The 19,220-nt window shown below is 50.7% G+C and carries 19 protein-coding genes; 5 read left to right on the forward strand and 14 right to left on the reverse strand.

From position 1 onward, the window contains the following. Window positions 1–6: 6 nt before the first annotated feature. The 3 genes from GQ52_RS13380 to hemN all read right to left on the reverse strand — a co-directional run bounded on the left by GQ52_RS13380 (window position 7) and on the right by hemN (window position 3,025). Window positions 7–846, reverse strand: a complete 840-nt coding sequence (locus GQ52_RS13380) for a DNA ligase (RefSeq protein WP_047518348.1) — start codon at window positions 844–846, stop codon at window positions 7–9. 67 nt (window positions 847–913) lie between these two features. After that, complete coding sequence (locus GQ52_RS13385; RefSeq protein ID WP_047518350.1) at window positions 914–1,630, reverse strand: sulfite exporter TauE/SafE family protein; 717 nt, start codon at window positions 1,628–1,630, stop codon at window positions 914–916. 9 nt (window positions 1,631–1,639) lie between these two features. Next, the gene (gene hemN / locus GQ52_RS13390; protein WP_047518352.1) at window positions 1,640–3,025 is read right to left on the reverse strand and encodes an oxygen-independent coproporphyrinogen III oxidase; all 1,386 of its coding nucleotides are present in this window, start codon (window positions 3,023–3,025) and stop codon (window positions 1,640–1,642) included. Window positions 3,026–3,195: 170 nt separating this feature from the next. Between hemN and fnr the strand changes: the two genes are divergently transcribed. After that, a complete protein-coding gene (gene fnr / locus GQ52_RS13395) occupies window positions 3,196–4,032 on the forward strand; it encodes a fumarate/nitrate reduction transcriptional regulator Fnr (RefSeq protein ID WP_047518354.1) in 837 nt (278 codons plus the stop codon). Between the two features lie 39 nt (window positions 4,033–4,071). Beyond that, window positions 4,072–4,923 carry a hypothetical protein gene (locus GQ52_RS13400; protein WP_047518356.1) on the forward strand — a complete coding sequence of 284 codons (852 nt, stop codon included), beginning with the start codon at window positions 4,072–4,074 and terminating at the stop codon, window positions 4,921–4,923. Between the two features lie 17 nt (window positions 4,924–4,940). On the opposite strand, the gene GQ52_RS13405 is transcribed toward GQ52_RS13400, so the two are convergent. The 10 genes from GQ52_RS13405 to GQ52_RS13450 form a co-directional block, all read right to left on the reverse strand. After that, window positions 4,941–5,204, reverse strand: coding sequence for a FixH family protein (locus GQ52_RS13405; RefSeq protein WP_019881971.1), 264 nt, complete (start codon window positions 5,202–5,204; stop codon window positions 4,941–4,943). A 58-nt stretch (window positions 5,205–5,262) separates the two neighbouring features. Further along, window positions 5,263–6,708, reverse strand: a complete 1,446-nt coding sequence (ccoG, locus tag GQ52_RS13410; RefSeq protein ID WP_047518358.1) for a cytochrome c oxidase accessory protein CcoG — start codon at window positions 6,706–6,708, stop codon at window positions 5,263–5,265. 18 nt (window positions 6,709–6,726) lie between these two features. Continuing rightward, the gene (ccoP, locus tag GQ52_RS13415; RefSeq protein ID WP_019881969.1) at window positions 6,727–7,623 is read right to left on the reverse strand and encodes a cytochrome-c oxidase, cbb3-type subunit III; all 897 of its coding nucleotides are present in this window, start codon (window positions 7,621–7,623) and stop codon (window positions 6,727–6,729) included. Window positions 7,624–7,653: 30 nt separating this feature from the next. After that, window positions 7,654–7,794, reverse strand: a complete 141-nt coding sequence (locus GQ52_RS13420; RefSeq protein ID WP_019881968.1) for a cbb3-type cytochrome c oxidase subunit 3 — start codon at window positions 7,792–7,794, stop codon at window positions 7,654–7,656. 11 nt (window positions 7,795–7,805) lie between these two features. Next, window positions 7,806–8,432 carry a cytochrome-c oxidase, cbb3-type subunit II gene (gene ccoO / locus GQ52_RS13425; protein WP_019881967.1) on the reverse strand — a complete coding sequence of 209 codons (627 nt, stop codon included), beginning with the start codon at window positions 8,430–8,432 and terminating at the stop codon, window positions 7,806–7,808. 10 nt (window positions 8,433–8,442) lie between these two features. Further along, on the reverse strand, window positions 8,443–9,879 hold the full coding sequence (ccoN, locus tag GQ52_RS13430; RefSeq protein ID WP_019881965.1) for a cytochrome-c oxidase, cbb3-type subunit I: 1,437 nt from the start codon (window positions 9,877–9,879) through the stop codon (window positions 8,443–8,445). Window positions 9,880–10,008: 129 nt separating this feature from the next. After that, window positions 10,009–10,146, reverse strand: coding sequence for a cbb3-type cytochrome oxidase assembly protein CcoS (gene ccoS / locus GQ52_RS13435; protein ID WP_019881964.1), 138 nt, complete (start codon window positions 10,144–10,146; stop codon window positions 10,009–10,011). Between the two features lie 4 nt (window positions 10,147–10,150). Beyond that, the gene (locus GQ52_RS13440) at window positions 10,151–12,445 is read right to left on the reverse strand and encodes a cation-translocating P-type ATPase (protein WP_047518359.1); all 2,295 of its coding nucleotides are present in this window, start codon (window positions 12,443–12,445) and stop codon (window positions 10,151–10,153) included. 243 nt (window positions 12,446–12,688) lie between these two features. Further along, window positions 12,689–14,761, reverse strand: a complete 2,073-nt coding sequence (gene metG / locus GQ52_RS13445; RefSeq protein WP_047518360.1) for a methionine--tRNA ligase — start codon at window positions 14,759–14,761, stop codon at window positions 12,689–12,691. A gap of 162 nt (window positions 14,762–14,923) precedes the next feature. Beyond that, window positions 14,924–15,382, reverse strand: coding sequence for a fasciclin domain-containing protein (locus GQ52_RS13450; RefSeq protein ID WP_047518362.1), 459 nt, complete (start codon window positions 15,380–15,382; stop codon window positions 14,924–14,926). 247 nt (window positions 15,383–15,629) lie between these two features. On the opposite strand from GQ52_RS13450, the gene apbC reads away from it, so the two are divergent. Next, complete coding sequence (gene apbC, locus GQ52_RS13455) at window positions 15,630–16,718, forward strand: iron-sulfur cluster carrier protein ApbC (protein ID WP_047518364.1); 1,089 nt, start codon at window positions 15,630–15,632, stop codon at window positions 16,716–16,718. Window positions 16,719–16,755: 37 nt separating this feature from the next. After that, window positions 16,756–17,310 carry a DUF1003 domain-containing protein gene (locus tag GQ52_RS13460; RefSeq protein ID WP_047518366.1) on the forward strand — a complete coding sequence of 185 codons (555 nt, stop codon included), beginning with the start codon at window positions 16,756–16,758 and terminating at the stop codon, window positions 17,308–17,310. 94 nt (window positions 17,311–17,404) lie between these two features. Here GQ52_RS13460 and pgl read toward each other — a convergent pair whose 3' ends face one another. Next, window positions 17,405–18,091 (reverse strand): 6-phosphogluconolactonase, encoded by a 687-nt coding sequence (pgl, locus tag GQ52_RS13465; RefSeq protein WP_047518371.1) that lies wholly within the window; start codon window positions 18,089–18,091, stop codon window positions 17,405–17,407. A 184-nt stretch (window positions 18,092–18,275) separates the two neighbouring features. Here pgl and gnd point away from each other — a divergent pair, with 184 nt between their 5' ends. After that, window positions 18,276–19,184, forward strand: coding sequence for a phosphogluconate dehydrogenase (NAD(+)-dependent, decarboxylating) (gene gnd / locus GQ52_RS13470; RefSeq protein ID WP_019881951.1), 909 nt, complete (start codon window positions 18,276–18,278; stop codon window positions 19,182–19,184). Window positions 19,185–19,220: the final 36 nt, after the last annotated feature.

Genomic DNA, 19,220 nt, shown 5'->3' on the forward strand with positions numbered 1-19,220 from the left:
CTTTCACTATTCAGGCGAACGTATGCGTAAAAAACTGGCAAACTTGGGTTTACCTGTTTTGGTCACATCACGGTAAGTATAAGTGACCTGGCAGCCTATCGGCGGTGGATGCGCGCGCTCCGCGTCGCTGAATCCGGTGCCCAGTTTAAATTGGATACCTTCCGGGGTTTCCACTAACAGCGCGCCCATTTTACCTTGGTATTTGCCTTTGCCGGGCACATGGGCGATCACTTTCGCTTCGGCATCCAGCTGTGGCTTGAGCTTGAGCAAGACATGGCTACGGCCTGTGAGATATGGCGCGTCAGCGCGGTGCAGCATCAGGCCTTCACCACGCTGAGCCACAATGTGACCCAGCGTTTTTTTAAGCACTTGCCTGTCTTTAACACGGAATTGCGGCAGACTTTTGAGATAAGGGCTATGCGCTTGCCGGGCGATGTGCACGATTTGCTGCGCTCTCTGGGCGAAATCACCGTTGGCGTTTGGCAACTCAAACACATAATAGGCGACTTGCCGCCAGGCAGCATCATCCGGGTGTACTTGTCTGACAGTGGATGAAAGCTTTTCGAATTGGCCGCGGCTTATCCATAACTCCCCATCCAGTGGCCGTGGCGGAAAGTCTTTAGTAAACCAGGCTGGCGCATGAATAGGATGACCCTGGCGGCTGGTGAATTGCTGGCCATCCCAGATGGCACGGATACCATCCAGTTTTTCGCTGACCAGATACTCTTGCACCAGGATATCGTCATGGTAAATCTGCGCCAGCAAAATGTCAGGCGCTTGAGCGTAGCTATGCGCAATCAGCAACGACAAGAAAACAAACAGTAGATACCGCGTTGGCCCAAGCATGACGCCCCCAATTGTTAAATTAAATTAACAATTGAAAGTTACCGAATGCCTGGGATAAAAGCAATGTTTAGAGGAGTTGGCACCACAATTTGTCGTGATGCATGACGTCCATCCATAAAGCGACCACGCTGAGAGCGATGAGCAATACGCCACTCAGGCGCATCCCCGTCGACTCTTTAAACCAGCCGGGCATGGATTGCTGGCTGGCGCGCCATAGGACAGGTGCCAGCGCCAGCACGGTAGCTGAACCACAGGCAAAGGCCATCATGACCAACGCCCCTTGTAACCATTGCGATTGCAACGAGGCCAGCATCACCGCTGAATAGAGCAAACCACACGGCAACAAAGCCCAGATCATGCCCGTGAGTAAATAGCCGAATTTGGCGTGTTCGGTACGCTGTTTAATCCAGGCCCAGACTTGTTGTGCCCGCTGCACGGCCCATTGTGGTTGTTGGCCGGTGACCACTAATAGCACGCCCCAGGCAAAGATCAGCGTATGAGAGAACGTCCACAATGGCTGGAACACATGACTCTGGTTGGACAACCAGGCCAGGCCACGCAGGGTTTCTGCCGCAACCGCGCCCAATATGCCGTAACCCAGCATGCGCCCGAGGTAAAAACTCCAGGGAATAGTTTTGATGACACGTAGCGGAATCGAACGAAATTGGCTGGTGGTGTGAGGGGGAGACTGCATGGCGCCGCAAGCTGCACCACACATGGCAATGCAATGCGGGCCGCCTGCCAGCCCCATGACAAAAGCGGTCAGGAGTAAGCTGGCTAACATGCCGAGAGTTTAAAGGATTTTGGAAAACCTTGCACGATTGGCATCGTGCTGCAAATAACGGTCAAACACCATGGCGATAGCACGCACAAAATACCAGCCCATTTCAGTCACTTTCAGGCCGTCTTCTTCCAGCACCACCAGGCCTTGCTTTTCTTTATCTGCAAGTTGTTGAATCTCTGATTTAAAGTAATCCCTGAAATTCACCATGTAAGAGAGCTCTATTGACTCATAGCTAAGCTCACCGTGGCACATGATGGCCATAATCACTGCGCGGCGGATCAGGTCATCACGGCTAAGCGCTAGCCCGCGCACAATCGGCAACTGGCCCTGGTCCAGAAAGTCGTAATACTCTTCCAGCGTTTTGGCATTCTGGCTATAGGTCGCGCCCATTTTGCCAATAGCAGAGACGCCCAGCGCCAGAATATCCTGGTCAGCCATGGTACTGTAACCCTGAAAGTTGCGGTGCAACCTGCCCTGCTGTTTGGCAATCGCCAGCGCATCGTTTGGCAAAGCAAAATGGTCCATGCCGATATACACATATCCCGCCTGCATCAATTGCTGAATAGCCTCTGACAGCATCTGGATTTTGTCTACGGCATTGGGCAACTCATCTTGCAGAATACGGCGCTGCGGCTTGAAGCGTGATGGCAAATGTGCATAGCCATACAGGGCAATGCGGTCTGGGCGCAATGTGGTAATTTTAGCGATTGTTTCGCGGAAGGTTGCCGGAGTTTGCTTGGGCAGGCCATAAATCAGGTCGGCATTGATAGACTGGTAGCCCATCTCGCGCGCTTGTTGCATCAGCGTTTCCACTTGCGTATAAGACTGCACTCGATGCACTGCTTGCTGCACATCGGCATCAAAGTCTTGCACACCAAAACTCAGGCGGTTAAAGCCCAGGTCGCGCAAATGCTGCAAGCGTTGCTGGTTCACCGTACGCGGATCAATCTCAATCGAGTATTCACCCTCCTGGTTAAACACAAAGGCTTTTTTCAGCATCTCCACCAGGCGGGTTAACTCTTCATCGTTGAGAAAGGTCGGTGTGCCGCCGCCTAAATGCAGCTGGTTCACGGCCTGCGCTTGCGAAAACTTGTCCAGATGCAGATTGAGTTCGCGTTGCAGATAGTTGAGGTAAATGGCGCTCTGCTCATAACGCTTGGTGACGATTTTGTTGCAGGCACAATAAAAACACAGCGACGCGCAAAACGGGATATGTACATACACCGACAACGGTTGTGTCCAGTTGCTGATATTGCGCTGCTCTGCAGCCTTGACATAGGCCGCCGCATCAAACGCCTCGACAAAGCGGTCAGCAGTGGGGTAAGAGGTATACCGCGGCCCCGAAACATCATAGCGCTCGATGTGCTCTTGAGTAATCGTCAACGGTTGTTTCATGGTATCTAGCAAATGCTTTCCTGTCTGCACATGTGAGACATCTCGTCCCGGGAGTCATTGACGGCTACTTTGCCATAAAGCAAACCATGACTTCTTGATGCATATCAAATAGTCCGGTCAGCTACGCGTGCATAATGCAACGCACTATAATAGGGAAGAGTAAAAGCATCATGTTAAATGCCATTGCAGCACATGAAGTCGCCACGGATGAAATCACCACCCATGAAATCAAGGCGCAGGAGGCGTATAATCAGTCGCAAGATCAACGACTGCCAAGGACATCTCCCATGCAAGCCGAATCCAGTTTCAAGGTGGCCTGCTCTAACTGCAACCTGCGTGAGCTGTGTCTGCCCATAGGTTTAAGCACGGACGAGATGAGCCAGTTGGATGGCATGGTCGCCACCAGAAAGAAAGTCAAACAAGGGGGGCACCTGTTTAGCAGCGGCGACCCATTCACCACTTTGTATGCGATTCGTACCGGTTTTTTTAAAACCTGTGTGGTATCTGAGGATGGCCGCGAACAAGTCACCGGCTTTCAAATGGCGGGTGAAATCATGGGTCTGGATGGCATCGTCAGTGACAAGCACAATTGCAATGCCATCGCTCTGGAAGATGCCGAAGTCTGCGTGATGCCATTTAACCACGTCGAAGACCTGTCACGTCAAATCCCCATGCTGCAACGCCATGTGCACAAAATCATGAGCCGCGAAATTGTGCGCGAAAATGGCGTCATGATGTTGCTGGCCAATATGCGCGCCGAAGAACGCCTGGCGGCTTTCCTGCTCAATCTGCTGCAACGTTTGCACGCACGCGGTTACTCGAAAAGTGAATTAATTTTACGCATGACCCGCGAAGAAATCGGCAGCTATCTGGGCATGAAACTGGAAACCGTGAGCCGTACCTTCTCTAAATTTAGCGACGAAGGCATTATTGAAGTAAAACAAAAGAATATCCGCATTCTTGATCACGATAAACTGAAGACCATTTTTAACGCCAGCACTTGCTAGTCCAAGCCCACCGTTAACGCTTATCACGGCGGCGTACAAATGCAGACCTCTGCCCTCTTTGAGGCCTTAAGCGAATTTGCGGCCACTCGCGCATGGCGCTATATTTACCCGGTGTGGTCACGTCGCGCGCAAGGCATTTCCATCGGCATCAACCTGCACCCCAATCATTGCTGTAACTGGCGCTGTGTGTACTGCCAGGTGCCCGGTTTACAACGCGGCCCTTCGCCCGTCATTGATAGCCAGCTTCTGCAACAAGAGCTGACAGACTGCCTGGGCTGGCTCACGCACCATATCCACGACACCATTTACAGCCTGCATGACTGCGTACAGGATATTGCCTTTGCGGGTGATGGCGAACCCACCACATCTCCGCAGTTTGCAGACATCCTCGATATGGTTGCCAACCTGATGCAGCAACGCAAACCACATGACCGCCCGGCTTGCCTGCGGCTCATCACCAATGGCAGCCAGTTGCAGCATGCGCATATACAGCATGCACTCAAACGCTTACACGAGATGGGCGGAGAGGTATGGTTCAAACTGGATGCAGGTAATGATGGCGAGATGCTGGCTGTCAACGATACGCATTTGCCTCTGGCGTTACATTTGCAGCGCCTGCAAACCTGCTGCACGCTTTGCCCAACCTGGGTACAGACGGCGATTTTCAGTAGATCACTACACGGGGAGACCGTGACCACGCCAACGCTGCCAGGCTATATGGAAGCTTTATTGCCATTGAAACAGCGCATCAGCGGCATCCTGCTATACGGCATTGCCAGACCCAGCCAGCAAGACCTACGCGGCTGCATTCAGGCCACTTCAGAGAAAATATTAGAGAAATATGCCAGCACATTGCGCACGCAGGGATTTCGCGTGCGCATGTTCGTCTAGGCGGTAACGTTAAGCGGCTATTCTTCAGCTGGTTTAAGGCCGGTTTGTGCATGGTTACGCGCCTGAATGGCAGGCGCCATGGCTTCGTCCTGTACATCATGGCCCTGCGCATCCAGTGTTTTATTGATTTCTATGCCCTTGCGGTAATAGTCATCAATGGCCGGATCCGGATGCGTAATGGCCAGGTACAAGGTGATAAAAGACGCCACCACGACCAGGGACGGACCGCCAATAATCAGCCAGACATACGCATTCTGGTACCATTTTTGTGTTTCAACCATCTGTGTTCCTTTATCTATGCTGCTTTGTGCCACCTTGCGCTAGGCCATGCCTTAACCGCTAATTACTGGGGACAATAAAGACAGATTTTTCCTTAATTGTTTCTTTGGCCTCAATGTCAGTCAACTCAAAGAAAATCTTGTGCGATCCGGCACGCGTTTCAGCTTCAGGCACCTGTATCTCGACTATGACATTACGCTTTTCAAAAGGTTTGAGTGCTTTGAGCTGCTGACTGTTATTGTCTGAAAAATGGACGGCGAGCGCGGGTAAACCCGTGACTTGCAAATCATAATCGCGCACAGATTCGGTCTCATTTTCCAGCTTGAGATTGTAAACATTCTCAATATTGCCATCGTTGGTGTAACGCGCCATCACCGAGCGATCACGCAACACATCGAGCCTGAAGTCAGGCTTAAAGTAGATACCGACCACCATACCGACCACCATGATCACCAAAATGGTCGAATAAATCAGCACGCGTGGCCTGAGCAAACGCGCAAGCATCTGCTGACGGGTCCAGCGATTTTCCATGCCATTTTGCGTTGTATATTTAATCAGGCCTTTGGCATAGCCCATCTTATCCATCACATCGTCACAGGCATCAATACAGGCACCACAGCCGATGCACTCGTATTGCAAGCCATCACGGATATCGATGCCGGTCGGGCATACTTGTACGCAAATGCTGCAATCAATGCAACTGCCCAATCCATTGGCATTCTCACCCGCTTTTTTAGAGCGGGAACCGCGTGGTTCGCCACGTGCTTCGTCGTAAGTCACAGTCATGGTGTCGCCGTCAAACATGGCGCTCTGGAAGCGTGCATACGGGCACATGTATTTACAGACCTGCTCACGCATGTAACCTGCGTTGCCATAGGTCGCAAAGCCATAAAAACATACCCAGAAGGTTTCCCAGCCACCGGCCTGAAATTGCAGCAAGCTAGGAACCAGTTCGCGCATGGGTGTAAAGTAGCCGACAAACGTCACACCGGTCCATAAACCAAATCCGATCCAGGCCAACTGTTTCAGGGATTTACGTGTGACTTTGTTCAGGTTCCACTTGCTGTCATCAAGACGCATGCGAGCGATACGATCACCTTCTATCTTCTGCTCCATCCACATATAGATTTCGGTATATACCGTTTGCGGACAGGTGTAACCACACCACAAGCGCCCGGCAATCGCCGTAAACAGGAACAGGGAAAGTGCAGAGACAATCAACAGGAATGCCAGGTAAATCAGGTCCTGCGGATGGAAGATCAGGCCAAACACATAAAACCGCATGCCTTCCAGGTCAAACAGCATGGCCTGTCGACCATCCCATTGCAACCACGGCACACCGTAGAAGAACAGCTGCGTTGCCCACACCATGACCCATCGCCAGTTATTAAATAAACCAGAGACATGGCGGGCATAAATCTTATCTTCGGACTTATAAAGTGACAAAACCACCTCCTGTTCACGGATGGTGGTTTTGTTCACAGCGCTTTGTTTAGTATCGCTCATGTATTTATCTGCATTCGCTTACTTGTTGGAGAGGCCCCAAACATAAGCGGTCAGCAAATGAATTTGCTCCGGGCTGAATTTCTCTTGCCAGGCTGGCATCTGGTTGGTTTTACCTTCGTGAATACGCTTGATAATCGCCGCTTCACCCTGGCCATGCAACCAGGTGTTGTCTGACAGGTTAGGTGCACCAATCATCTGGTTACCTTTGCCTTCAGGGCCGTGGCAAGCTGCACACACGACAAATTTGTCTTTACCGGCATTGGCACGACCAGAGTCATGAATACTGCCAGACAGACTTAACACATAGTTAGCCACGTTTTTCACGTCTTCTTCATTACCGACAGCGGCTGCCATCGGCGGCATCATGCCGATACGGCCACCCGTAATGGTTTCTTTAATACGCTCTGGGCTACCGCCATACAACCAGTCGGTATCCGTCAGGTTAGGGAAACCACGGCTACCCTTGGCATCTGAACCATGGCAAGCGGCACAGTTGTTGAGGAAAATACGCTTGCCAATATCACGGGCTTCCGGGATTTTGGCCACGTCTTCAACCGGCATCGCCGCATATTTGGCATACAGCGGTGCAATTTTTTCGTTGTTTTTGGCTACTTCAACTTCGTACTGCTTGACGCCTGTCCAGCCGAATTTACCATTGTAAGTACCCAAGCCAGGGAACAGGTACAAATAAGTCAGGCCAAAAATAACGGTGATGATAAACAAACCTACCCACCACATTGGCAGCGGATTGTTCATTTCTTTAATGCCGTCCCACTCGTGACCATTGGTATTGTCACTATCCAGAGGCACTTTGACGCGGCTTGCGAAAATCAGCAAACCGACACAAAAAGCGATCCCACCCAAGGTAATGGTCGAAATCCAGATCGGCCAAAATCCATTTACAAAATCATTCATGATGTTTTCCTTAACATGTCCGCACAAATATTAGTCTTGATCGAACGGCAGGTTCTGCGCGTCCTTGAATTGTGCGGAGTGACGATTGCGCCATGCCCAAACCAGGATTGCGATAAACAGGACAAAACTCAGTACTGTAAACAATATGCGTAACAGGTTGATGATATCCATGGCGCGTCTCCTTATTTCAGGTGTGTACCCAGTACTTGCAGGTATGAAACCAGTGCATCCATCTCGGTTTTACCCTTGATATCTGCGCCAGCAGCCTTGATCTGCTCATCGGTGTAAGGCACGCCCACTTTACGCAGCGCAACCATATGGTCACCAATCGTTTCATCGTTCACCAGGTTTTCATTCAACCATGGGTACGCTGGCATGATGGACTCTGGTACAACGTCACGCGGCTGGTTCAAGTGCACACGATGCCAGTCGTCACTGTATTTGCCACCGACACGGTGCAAGTCAGGACCGGTACGCTTGCTGCCCCACTGGAACGGGTGGTCATACACGTACTCACCCGCTACAGAGTAGTGGCCATAACGTAATGTTTCAGCATGGAACGGACGGATCATCTGTGAGTGGCAGTTGTAGCAACCTTCACGCAGGTAAATGTCACGACCAGCCAATTGCAGCGCAGTGTATGGCTCCAACCCACGGATAGGTTCAGTCAGGGATTTTTGGAAAAACAAAGGCACGATTTCAACCAAACCACCAAAGGAGATCGTAATAAAGGTCAGTACGATCAACAGGAAGTTATTGGTTTCAATCTTTTCGTGCAGATTGCCACTATTATTTTGATGCGTTGCCATAGTGAGCTCCTTAAGCGTGTGCAACAACAGCTGGTACTTCTACCGTTGCTGGTTTGCCATTAGTTGCTGTTTTATATGTGTTCCACAACATGATCACCAAACCGCTCATATACAGGAAACCACCCAATGCACGTGTGAAATAGTATGGGAACTTGGCTTTCACACTCTCAACGAAGGTATAAGCCAATGTACCGTCAGCGTTCATTGCACGCCACATCAAGCCTTCCATCACGCCAGAGATCCACAACGCAGCGATGTACAACACCACGCCAATGGTTGCCATCCAGAAGTGCACTTCAATCGCTTTCACGCTGTACATGGTCTTCTGACCGAACAAACGTGGAATCAGGAAGTACAGGGAACCGATAGAAATAAAACCAACCCAGCCCAGAGCACCAGAGTGCACGTGACCTACGGTCCAGTCAGTGTAGTGAGACAAAGCGTTCACAGTCTTGATCGCCATCATCGGGCCTTCAAAGGTACTCATACCGTAGAAAGACAGGGAAACGATCAGGAAGCGCAAGATAGGGTCAGTGCGCAGTTTGTGCCATGCGCCGGACAAGGTCATGATACCGTTGATCATACCGCCCCAGCTTGGTGCAAACAGAATTAAAGACAACACCATACCCAAGGACTGTGTCCAGTCAGGCAAAGCGGTGTAATGCAGATGGTGAGGACCCGCCCACATGTAAGTGAAAATCAGTGCCCAGAAGTGCACGATAGACAAGCTGTAAGAGTACACAGGACGCTCAGCTTGTTTAGGCACAAAGTAGTACATCATGCCGAGGAAGCCTGCTGTCAGGAAGAAACCTACTGCGTTGTGACCATACCACCACTGCACCATCGCATCTTGCACACCTGCGTAAGCAGAGTAAGACTTGAACCAGCCAGCCGGGATTGCAGCACTCTCAACGATGTGCAACAAGGCCACGGCCAGAATAAAGGCACCGTAGAACCAGTTAGCTACGTAGATATGCTTGACCTTGCGGATACCGATCGTACCGAAGAACACAACCGCGTAAGAAATCCATACGATCGCAATCAGGATATCAATTGGCCACTCCAGTTCGCCGTACTCTTTACCCTGGGTATAACCCAATGGCAAGGAGATCGCTGCGGCGACAATCACGGCTTGCCAGCCCCAGAAAGTAAAACTGGCCAGTTTGTCGCTAAACAAACGGGTCTGGCAGGTACGTTGCACGACATAGTATGAGGTAGCAAATAAAGCACAGCCACCAAATGCGAAAATCACTGCATTGGTATGCAGTGGTCGTAAACGGCCAAAAGAGGTATACGGCAAGCCCAGGTTAAGCTCTGGCCACACCAGCTGAGACGCGATAATCACGCCCATCAATGTACCAACAACACCCCAGACCACTGCCATGATGGCAAACTGGCGGACCACGGTATCGTTATAGGTCGCAGCCTTCACGGTTGCATTTTGCATGGATTTCTCCCAATGATTAAAACAAACACCCAACACTAAAAAAATTCTAAAAAATTTAGTTGTTCAACCCGATCATCTCAGACTCGTCACACATCTGATTTGACACATATCAATCCTGTTCAAAAATTCTTAATCCTGCTCAAGAATTCGGGAACCTTCTTCTTCCAGGTCTTCAAACTGCCCGGTCTGGATTGCCCACCAGAGGCCACCCAGAATCACAAACACCAGCAACACTGCCAGCGGGATCAACAAAAATGCAATTTCCATAACGCTATGCCTGACCTTTCTGCCAGTCCGACTTATTCCAGTCGGTCAAACGTAATGCATTCAGCAATACCAAGAGCGAACTGGCCGCCATGCCCAACCCGGCTAACCAGGCAGGCAATAAGCCCATAATCGCCAATGGCACACCAGCTGCGTTATACAACGCAGCCCACAACAAATTCTGTTTTACGATGAGAATGGTTTTTTGACAATGCGAAATGAGCGAAACCAGCACACCGATATCATTACCCAACACCACCATATCGGCCTGTGCCTGCGTCAAAGGGACGCCGGAACCCATTGCAATAGAAGTATGCGCTGCTGCAATGACAGGGCCGTCATTCAAACCATCACCAACCATTAATACTTTCCGCCCCTGTTGTTGCAACAACTTTACATGCTGCAGCTTATCTGCTGCTTTTTGTAACCCGAATGCGCGCTGGATTCCCAGTTGCGCTGCGAGGTTTTTAACGGGCGCTATTCTATCACCAGATAACAGTTGAATATCAAGCCCATTTGCAATTAATTGTGAAATCGCTGCCTTGGCATGTGGTTTTACCTGCTCAGACAACGTCAGTCGCACCAGCGTGATTTCGCCTATGGTGACATACACCTGACGCAGCGCTTCGCCCTCCGCCTCATCCCTTACACCACAAAATTCTGCATTGCCTAGTTTCACCGGCAGTAATGTGCCGTTTGGTGCATGAAATGTAGCAGACATGCCGCCACCGACAATCTCTTGCCAATCCTGCATAGGCAGTTGATCTTGCGCATCATGCTGCAAGGCAAAGCCATGCAAGGCCTGAGCCACCGGATGCAAGGAATCCCGGCTCATACTGGCAATCACATCAAGTAGCCATTGCGAATCCCAATCGGCGTGACTGTCTGCCAATGTCACTTGCTGCACATTCTCAGTCAGGGTGCCGGTTTTATCAAACACAACGGTGTCCACTTCACTGATTGCCTGTATCGCTTGCAAACGGCGGATCAGCACACCGCCTTTGGCAAAAGTACCAGCACTGGCCAGCATGGCCGCGGGCGTTGCCAGGGATAATGCACATGGACAAGTCACGACAAGTACAGCCACGGCCGACATAATCGCCTTGGCAGGATCGGTGTTCCACCAGTAAAAAACGGCATAAATGGCCGCTAATAATACGGCCCACAAGAATGGTTGCGCGACTTTATCTGCCAGCAAAGCAATGCCGGGCTTTTCAGTGGAGGCCGAAGCCATGAGGTTGACCAGCGCATGGTATTGCGTGCCCTCGCCTACCTGCTCCACCTGCATTTCAATGGCAGACGTTAAATTGCCGGAGCCAGCAATGACCTTTGCGCCTGCGGGTTTCATCACTGGCTCGGACTCACCAGTCAACATGGACTCATCAGCACTTGTGCTGCCACCCAAGATCAGGCCATCGGCCGCAAACACTTCGCCGGGACGCACATAAAGCACATCTCCGACATTGATATTAGTCGCGGCGATTTGCACCCACTCACCGGCGGCATTTTTCTTAAGCACCGCATGTGGCAAGCGGCGCATCATGTTTTCCAGGGCACCAGCCGTGCGGTTGCGCAATTTGACATCCAGCCAGCGACCAATCAGCAGAAAGCTGACAAACATGGTCAGCGAGTCATAATAAACCACGTCACCCCACCAGCCGCCTGGCGCAAACGTGGCCAGTGTGCTCATCACAAACGCTGCCAGAATACCCAGCGACACCGGTACATCCATACCCAACTGGCGTTGCTTGATGCTTGCCCAGGCCTGGGACAAAAACGGTGTGGCTGAAAACAGCATGACCGGCAGGGTCAGCACCCAGGAGGCCCATTTCATGAGCTGCACCATATCTGGCGCCATATCATTGCTATCAGACCAATAAGTCGGATAGGCATACATCATGACCTGCATCATGCAGAACACGGCCACGACCAGGCGCCATAGCATCTTGCGTTGCTGGACAGTACGATCCGAAATCGCGCTGTATTCGTTAAGGGGTAATGCCGGGTAACCAATCTCGTTTAAATTGGCAAACCAGTGAGAAGGGGAAGTTTGTTTCGCATCCCAGACCACGCGGACGCGTTTGGAAGCGGCGCTGGCTTGTACGGCAAGCACACCGCGCTGTTGTTTGATGGTTTGCTCAATACGCCCACTGCAAGCGGCGCAATGCATATTATCGACCCATACATGAGAGGTCCATACCTCAGCAGAGGATGCATCGCGCTGACTAAATCGCTCCCACTCAGACTGGATATCCAGCCCTTGCCAGGGATTCGCACTGCTTGCTGCTAAAGGTTTTGCCATTGGGTGATGGACCGTCCGTCAACAATATATAACTTTATATTATATGATTGAATATAATATAAATCAATGTGTTAGCCGTTTTGTGAAAAGCGCCCCGCTCTTTCAAGGTGCCACACTTTGCTCAAATATGATTAGAACAGCCAACTGCCGATGAAGCTTTGATATAGCACAATAAACGACGCGCAAAAAGAAGAGAAGTGCCAGCACAAACTCGCGCCAGCACCACTTACTTTTATATTCGCCTTACTTCACGCGCATGCCTGCTTGCGCCCCACTGTCTGGCGACAGAATATAAGGACCGCCACGCTCATCGCTGGCCGCCAGCACCATGCCTTCGCTCATGCCAAACTTCATCTTGCGCGGCGCCAGGTTAGCCACCATGACAGTTAAACGCCCTACCAGCGTGGCCGGGTCATAGGCAGACTTAATACCGGCAAATACCTGACGCGGTTTTTCTTCGCCGATATCCAGCAGCAATTTAAGTAATTTTTCAGCCCCTTCCACATGTTCGGCGCTGACGATCTTGGCAATACGTAAATCGACCTTGGTAAAATCATCAATCGAAATATACGCGCCCTCTTCTACCGCTGGCGTATCTGCTTTCGCCTCACTCTTGGCCAATGTTTTCGCAGCCGATTCCGTTTTAGCCTGCGTAGACGCCGCTTGAAAGCTATCTTTATTCGCTTCCACCATGGCTTCGATCTGCTTGCCTTCTAGGCGCGTCACCATATGATTATAAGGTTGTATCGTTTGCGCGCCCAAGCCCTGGCCAACATCGGACCACTGCAATGGCTGTACATTCAGGAACGCTTCCACGGCCACGGCAATATTTGGCAACACTGGTTTCAGGTAAATCGTCAGCAAACGGAACATCTCCAATGCATTGCTGCAAATAGTATGCAACTCAGCCGCTTTACTGTCATCTTTGGCAACTACCCAGGGCGCAGCTTCGGCTACATAAGCATTGGCAGCATCCGTCAGCTTCATGATCTCACGCAACGCACGCGCGAAGTCACGGGCGGCATATGCCTCGGCAATTGCAGGGGCTGCAGCGCGCATCTCATCAATCACCGCATGCTGGGCATCAATCAGCTTGTTATCAAACTTTTTAGTCACGAAACCGGCCGTGCGACTGGCAATATTAATGTATTTACCGACCAGATCACTGTTGACGCGGGCGACAAAATCTTCGAGGTTGAGGTCAATGTCTTCCATACTGCCATTCAATTTGGCCGCATAGTAATAACGTAAATATTCCGGATTCTTCACATGTTCCAGATAGCTACGCGCGGTGATAAACGTGCCACGCGACTTGGACATTTTCTCGCCATTCACGGTCAAAAAGCCATGTGCAAACACTTGTGTTGGCGTACGGTGACCGGAATATTCCAGTGTCGCAGGCCAGAACAAGGCATGGAAATACAGGATATCCTTGCCGATAAAGTGATACAACTCTGTCGTCGAATCCTTTTTCCAGTATTCATCAAAGTCTATGTCCGCTTTGGCACACAAGTTCTTAAAGCTGGCCATATAACCAATCGGCGCATCCAGCCAGACATAGAAGTACTTACCTGGCGCATCCGGAATTTCGAAACCGAAATAAGGCGCATCGCGCGAAATATCCCAGTCAGAGAGTTTATTCTCGCCTGCTTCGCCAACCCACTCACTCATTTTATTGGCAGCTTCGGCCTGCAAGGTGCCTGAACGGGTCCAGTCACGCAAGAAGTCTGCACACTCACTGAGTTTAAAGAAGTAGTGCTCGGTTTCCTTACGCACCGGCGTCGCGCCAGACACGGCCGAGAACGGGCTAATCAACTCCGTCGGGCTATAAGTCGTGCCACAGACTTCGCAGTTATCGCCGTACTGGTCTTTGGCATGGCATTTCGGGCATTCGCCCTTGATAAAACGATCCGGCAAGAACATGTTTTTGACCGGGTCAAAATATTGCTCTATGGTTTTGGTCGCGATTTTGCCGTTGGCCTTGAGCGCACGATAAATATTGCCGGACAACTGGCGATTTTCTTCCGAGTTGGTCGAATAGTAGTTATCGAACTGCACTAAAAATTCGGCAAAGTCCTGGCTGTGCTCGGCATGCACTTTTTCAATCAATGCTTCAGGCGTGATGCCCTCTTTTTCTGCACGCAGCATGATAGGCGTACCGTGGGTGTCGTCCGCGCAGACATAGTGCACAGTATGGCCCTGCATTTTCTGAAAACGCACCCAGATATCGGTTTGAATATACTCAACCAGATGCCCCAAATGAATGCTGCCGTTGGCATATGGCAAGGCGGACGTCACCAGAAGTTTGCGTGTCATGAAAACAAGACCAAGATAAAAACCGCTATTTTAGCAAACCCCTTGCAGTTTCAACGAATCTTTATCTTTAATCATTGGTAAAACGTGTGAACAGGTCCTACATTCTGAAAACACTGTGAGACCGATGCAATTTGTTGCCCGGCCTCACCAGCACTTTCCTGATTAACTTTTAGGCATCAGCACGGCACTCACCGTATGAATCACACCGTTATCGGCATTAATTTCATCGCCAACCACTTTCACATTATTCACTTTGACGCCATCGGTGACGGATAGCTGCAAATCAGCGCCCTCCAATGACTTCACCTTACCCGCGCTCACATCTGCCTGGGTAATTTTGCCAGGATAAACATGATAGGAAAGTACTTTCTTGAGCGCCTCGCTATTGGACATGAGTGCATTCAGCTTGGCTTTGGGCAACTTGGCAAACGCAGCATCATTGGGCGCGAACAAGGTAATCGGGCCGCTGCCATTGAGTGCGCCTTCAAGGCCGGCCACTTTAACCGCTTTGGCAAAGGTCTGAAAGCTACCATCTTGCTGTACTGTTTGTAGCAAAGTATCTGCACTAGCCGCACCAGAAAAACTGATGGCTAACAGCGTAAATGCGAGAATTTTCTTCATATGATGTCTCCTGATAAATGTAAAAACTAAATGTCCGGTTTAAAACCACGACTACCGACCTGCTTACACTATCTGCTCAGGCTTACGCCTAGCTTACCCAAGCGCGCCCGCAGCTTACAGCCAACTTACCAATCGCATGATGGATACCGCCCAGCGACAAATCCCCCGCAGATAACATGACGAAGAGGGTCTGTTGGAGTAGAATTCCTGATTCATTTAGTCAGGCATTTCTGCAGGAACCTCAAGCATGGCCATTAGCGAATTAATCATTCAAAGCACCTTAAAACTGTGCATAGACCCCAATACCGGCAAAGACTTCGTCAGCACGAAGTCGATCAAGAACATTCAGATCAATGGCAACGATGTCAGCCTGGATGTGGTGCTGGGCTATCCGGCAAAGAGCCAGCTGGAGCCGATTCGCCAGCAAGTGACAGACGCACTGAAAAGCATTGATGGCATCGGAAAAATCGCTATCAATGTTGGCAGCCGCATCGTGGCGCATGGCGTACAACGTGGCGTCAATTTATTACCGAACGTGAAAAATGTAATTGCCGTGGCCTCGGGCAAAGGTGGCGTCGGCAAATCCACTACCTCAGTAAACCTGGCGCTGGCACTGGCCGCAGAAGGAGCGACCGTGGGTTTGCTGGATGCGGATATTTACGGCCCTAGCCAGCCACAGATGCTGGGCATTTCCGGCCGCCCGGACAGTGCCGATGGCAAAAGCATAGAACCTATGCGTGCGCATGGCATCCAGGCCATGAGCATAGGCTTTCTGGTCGACACCGATACCCCTATGGTATGGCGCGGCCCGATGGTCACTGGTGCGTTAGAGCAATTATTACGCGACACACGCTGGCAAGACCTGGACTACCTGGTGATTGACCTGCCACCGGGCACTGGCGATATCCAGCTGACTCTGGCACAAAAAATCCCGGTGACCGGCGCCATTATCGTCACCACCCCGCAAGATATTGCCCTGCTTGATGCGCGCAAAGGCCTGAAAATGTTTGAGAAAGTCGGCATCCCGATTTTAGGCATCGTCGAAAATATGAGCACGCATATCTGCTCCAACTGCGGCCACGAAGAACATATCTTTGGCACGGGCGGCGGCGCTCTGATGGCCAGTGATTACAATATAGATTTACTGGGCAGCCTGCCGCTGGATATTAATATCCGCATGCAGGCCGATGGTGGCCAGCCCACTGTCGTCGCCTCACCTGACAGTGCCGTTGCGCAAAGCTATAAAGAAATCGCGCGCAAAGCCGCGAGTAAAATTGCCATCGCCAGTCTCGACCACAGCGCAAAATTCCCTAATATCGTCATTCAAAAAACCTGATCACCTAATTAAGCCTAACCACCGAAGGACGTTGCGTATGACAACCCGCAAGCACCATATTGCAGAAGGCCTGATGGGCGCGCAGTACGAGGCCATGGATGAACATATGCAACGTGTCGCCCGGCATATGACCGAGCGCCATCCGGTTTCGCGCAACCTGGCCGTGCATCACACCCACGAAACGCCCAGTCGTGGCCAACGTGCGGCTGATGCCATGGCGCGCTTTGGCGGCTCCTGGTCATTTATTTTCATTTTTATGCTGATTCTGGTGAGCTGGGTGATTCTGAATTCGGTCATTCTGCTGCACTACGACCGCGCATTCGACCCCTATCCCTATATTCTGCTCAACCTGTTTTTATCCATGCTGGCGTCCATTCAGGCACCCATTATCCTAATGTCGCAAAACCGGCAGTCAGAAGTTGACAGACGCCAGGCCGAGCACGACTACGAAGTGAATTTAAAAGCAGAATTAGAGATTTTGCTGCTCCATGAAAAACTGGACGGTTTGCGTGAGCAACAGTGGCAGGAACTGATTCAGTTGCAACAACAGCAAATCAGCTTGCTTGAAAAGCTATTAGCCGAAAAAAATTAAAAAAATATCATCAGCCACAGAGTTCACAGAGTGAATAAAAAAGCCACAAAGATTTTTCTCTGTGGCCTCTGTGTGCTCTGTGGCTTAAAAAATACTAACTCAACGCCACACCAAAGCAATAGACATCGACACCGTTCGGCGATTGAATCAAGGTCGCCGGAATAGCCACACCATTACGCCAGTTGTCGACAGCCTCTTGCTTACCCGCACCCGTCACCAGGAACATGACTTCATGCGTATTATTCAGGCGGTCCTGGCTAATTGTAATGCGGTCTGCCGGTGGCTTGGGAGAGTTGAATACCGGCACGGCATCGGCGGTGTTATTCACCACCTGACCCGGGAACAGGCTGGCAGTATGGCCATCTTCACCCAGGCCTAAAATCACCAGGTCAAACGTACGCACACCTTTAAGCGTTTCCGCATACGCCTTGGCGCCTTCAATATTACCCAATTCAGCCGGAATATCGTGAATCTGGCTTTCGGGAATCGCCACATGACTTAACCAGGCATCGCGCGCCATCTTGCTGTTACGCTCGACATGATCGGCTGGCAGGCAGCGGTCATCATTATGATACACATGCCAGTTAGCCCAGTCGGCATTTGCCTTGGCTAATAATTGATAAACAGCTTTGGGGGTGCTGCCACCCGCCAGTACAACCAGAAAACTACCATGTTTGGCGATGGCTGCATCCGCTGCTGCCAGCACTCTATTGAGTGCTGCCTGGTTAATTTCTTCCTGAGATTGAAACGAGTGCCAACGAGTTTGAGAATTCAAAGACATAGAAAACCTGTAAAAAACAATACAAAAAAGCGTGCGCAGCCTTTTAGTGCGTGACTGCATTTGCTATAATTATATCTGACTCGACATGATAATTCTGCAAAATTATCCGAAGCACTGATCGAGTTCATGCCATCCAAAAGATGGGTGTCTCTTAAAACTATCCTCACACCATAGGAAAATCCGAATGAAATTAGCAATGATTGGCTTGGGCAAAATGGGCGGCAACATGGCTGCACGCTTGCTGCGTCACAAAATTAACGTGGTTGGTTTTGACTTCAATACCGAATTCGTTAACAGACTCGTAAAAGAAGAAGGTCTGGAAGCAGCAACCTCAGTCGCTGATGCAGTCAGCAAACTCGAAGGCCAAAAAATTGTCTGGTTGATGTTACCAGCTGGTGAAATCACCGAAAATCAAATCAAAGATTTGATCCCTCTGCTGAACAAAGGCGACATCATCGTCGACGGCGGCAACTCAAACTACAAACACAGTCAGCGCCGTGGCGCAATGTTAGCTGAACATGGTATCGGCTTTATTGACTGTGGTACTTCCGGTGGCGTTTGGGGCCTGGACAACGGTTACTGCCTGATGTACGGCGGCGACAAGCAATACGCAGACGTATTGGCACCTTATGCACAAGCACTGACACACGCTGACCGCGGTTGGGCGCACGTGGGTCCAGTAGGTTCCGGTCACTTCACCAAAATGATCCATAACGGTATCGAATACGGCATGATGCAAGCATTTGCCGAAGGTTTGGACCTGATCAAAGGTAAAGAAGACTTCAACCTGGATCTGGCACAAATCACTGAATTGTGGCGCCATGGTTCCGTGGTACGTAGCTGGTTGCTGGACCTGACAGCCGAAGCATTGAAAGGTGATCAGACACTGGAAGGCATCGCACCTTATGTTGCTGACTCCGGCGAAGGTCGTTGGACAGTAGTTGAAGCCGTTGAGCAAGGCGTTGCAGCACCAGTGCTGACAGTCGCACTGCAAGCGCGCTTCCGCAGCCAGGATGCAGATGGTTATAGCTACAAGCTGTTGTCCCTGATGCGTAATGCATTTGGCGGTCACGCAGTAAAATCATCTAAGTAATCAATATGAGCCTCTCGTAACGAGAGGCTTTTTGCT

Source organism: Methylophilus sp. Q8 (assembly GCF_000800115.1).
Classification (GTDB): domain Bacteria; phylum Pseudomonadota; class Gammaproteobacteria; order Burkholderiales; family Methylophilaceae; genus Methylophilus.

What these genes read in the sequence shown, in the direction of transcription:
- GQ52_RS13380 (WP_047518348.1), bottom strand. Translation starts at nt 846, where the DNA reads ATGCTTGGGCCAACGCGGTATCTACTGTTTGTTTTCTTGTCGTTGCTG.
- GQ52_RS13385 (WP_047518350.1), bottom strand. Translation starts at nt 1,630, where the DNA reads ATGTTAGCCAGCTTACTCCTGACCGCTTTTGTCATGGGGCTGGCAGGC.
- hemN (WP_047518352.1), bottom strand. Translation starts at nt 3,025, where the DNA reads ATGAAACAACCGTTGACGATTACTCAAGAGCACATCGAGCGCTATGAT.
- fnr (WP_047518354.1), top strand. Translation starts at nt 3,196, where the DNA reads ATGTTAAATGCCATTGCAGCACATGAAGTCGCCACGGATGAAATCACC.
- GQ52_RS13400 (WP_047518356.1), top strand. Translation starts at nt 4,072, where the DNA reads ATGCAGACCTCTGCCCTCTTTGAGGCCTTAAGCGAATTTGCGGCCACT.
- GQ52_RS13405 (WP_019881971.1), bottom strand. Translation starts at nt 5,204, where the DNA reads ATGGTTGAAACACAAAAATGGTACCAGAATGCGTATGTCTGGCTGATT.
- ccoG (WP_047518358.1), bottom strand. Translation starts at nt 6,708, where the DNA reads ATGAGCGATACTAAACAAAGCGCTGTGAACAAAACCACCATCCGTGAA.
- ccoP (WP_019881969.1), bottom strand. Translation starts at nt 7,623, where the DNA reads ATGAATGATTTTGTAAATGGATTTTGGCCGATCTGGATTTCGACCATT.
- GQ52_RS13420 (WP_019881968.1), bottom strand. Translation starts at nt 7,794, where the DNA reads ATGGATATCATCAACCTGTTACGCATATTGTTTACAGTACTGAGTTTT.
- ccoO (WP_019881967.1), bottom strand. Translation starts at nt 8,432, where the DNA reads ATGGCAACGCATCAAAATAATAGTGGCAATCTGCACGAAAAGATTGAA.
- ccoN (WP_019881965.1), bottom strand. Translation starts at nt 9,879, where the DNA reads ATGCAAAATGCAACCGTGAAGGCTGCGACCTATAACGATACCGTGGTC.
- ccoS (WP_019881964.1), bottom strand. Translation starts at nt 10,146, where the DNA reads ATGGAAATTGCATTTTTGTTGATCCCGCTGGCAGTGTTGCTGGTGTTT.
- GQ52_RS13440 (WP_047518359.1), bottom strand. Translation starts at nt 12,445, where the DNA reads ATGGCAAAACCTTTAGCAGCAAGCAGTGCGAATCCCTGGCAAGGGCTG.
- metG (WP_047518360.1), bottom strand. Translation starts at nt 14,761, where the DNA reads ATGACACGCAAACTTCTGGTGACGTCCGCCTTGCCATATGCCAACGGC.
- GQ52_RS13450 (WP_047518362.1), bottom strand. Translation starts at nt 15,382, where the DNA reads ATGAAGAAAATTCTCGCATTTACGCTGTTAGCCATCAGTTTTTCTGGT.
- apbC (WP_047518364.1), top strand. Translation starts at nt 15,630, where the DNA reads ATGGCCATTAGCGAATTAATCATTCAAAGCACCTTAAAACTGTGCATA.
- GQ52_RS13460 (WP_047518366.1), top strand. Translation starts at nt 16,756, where the DNA reads ATGACAACCCGCAAGCACCATATTGCAGAAGGCCTGATGGGCGCGCAG.
- pgl (WP_047518371.1), bottom strand. Translation starts at nt 18,091, where the DNA reads ATGTCTTTGAATTCTCAAACTCGTTGGCACTCGTTTCAATCTCAGGAA.
- gnd (WP_019881951.1), top strand. Translation starts at nt 18,276, where the DNA reads ATGAAATTAGCAATGATTGGCTTGGGCAAAATGGGCGGCAACATGGCT.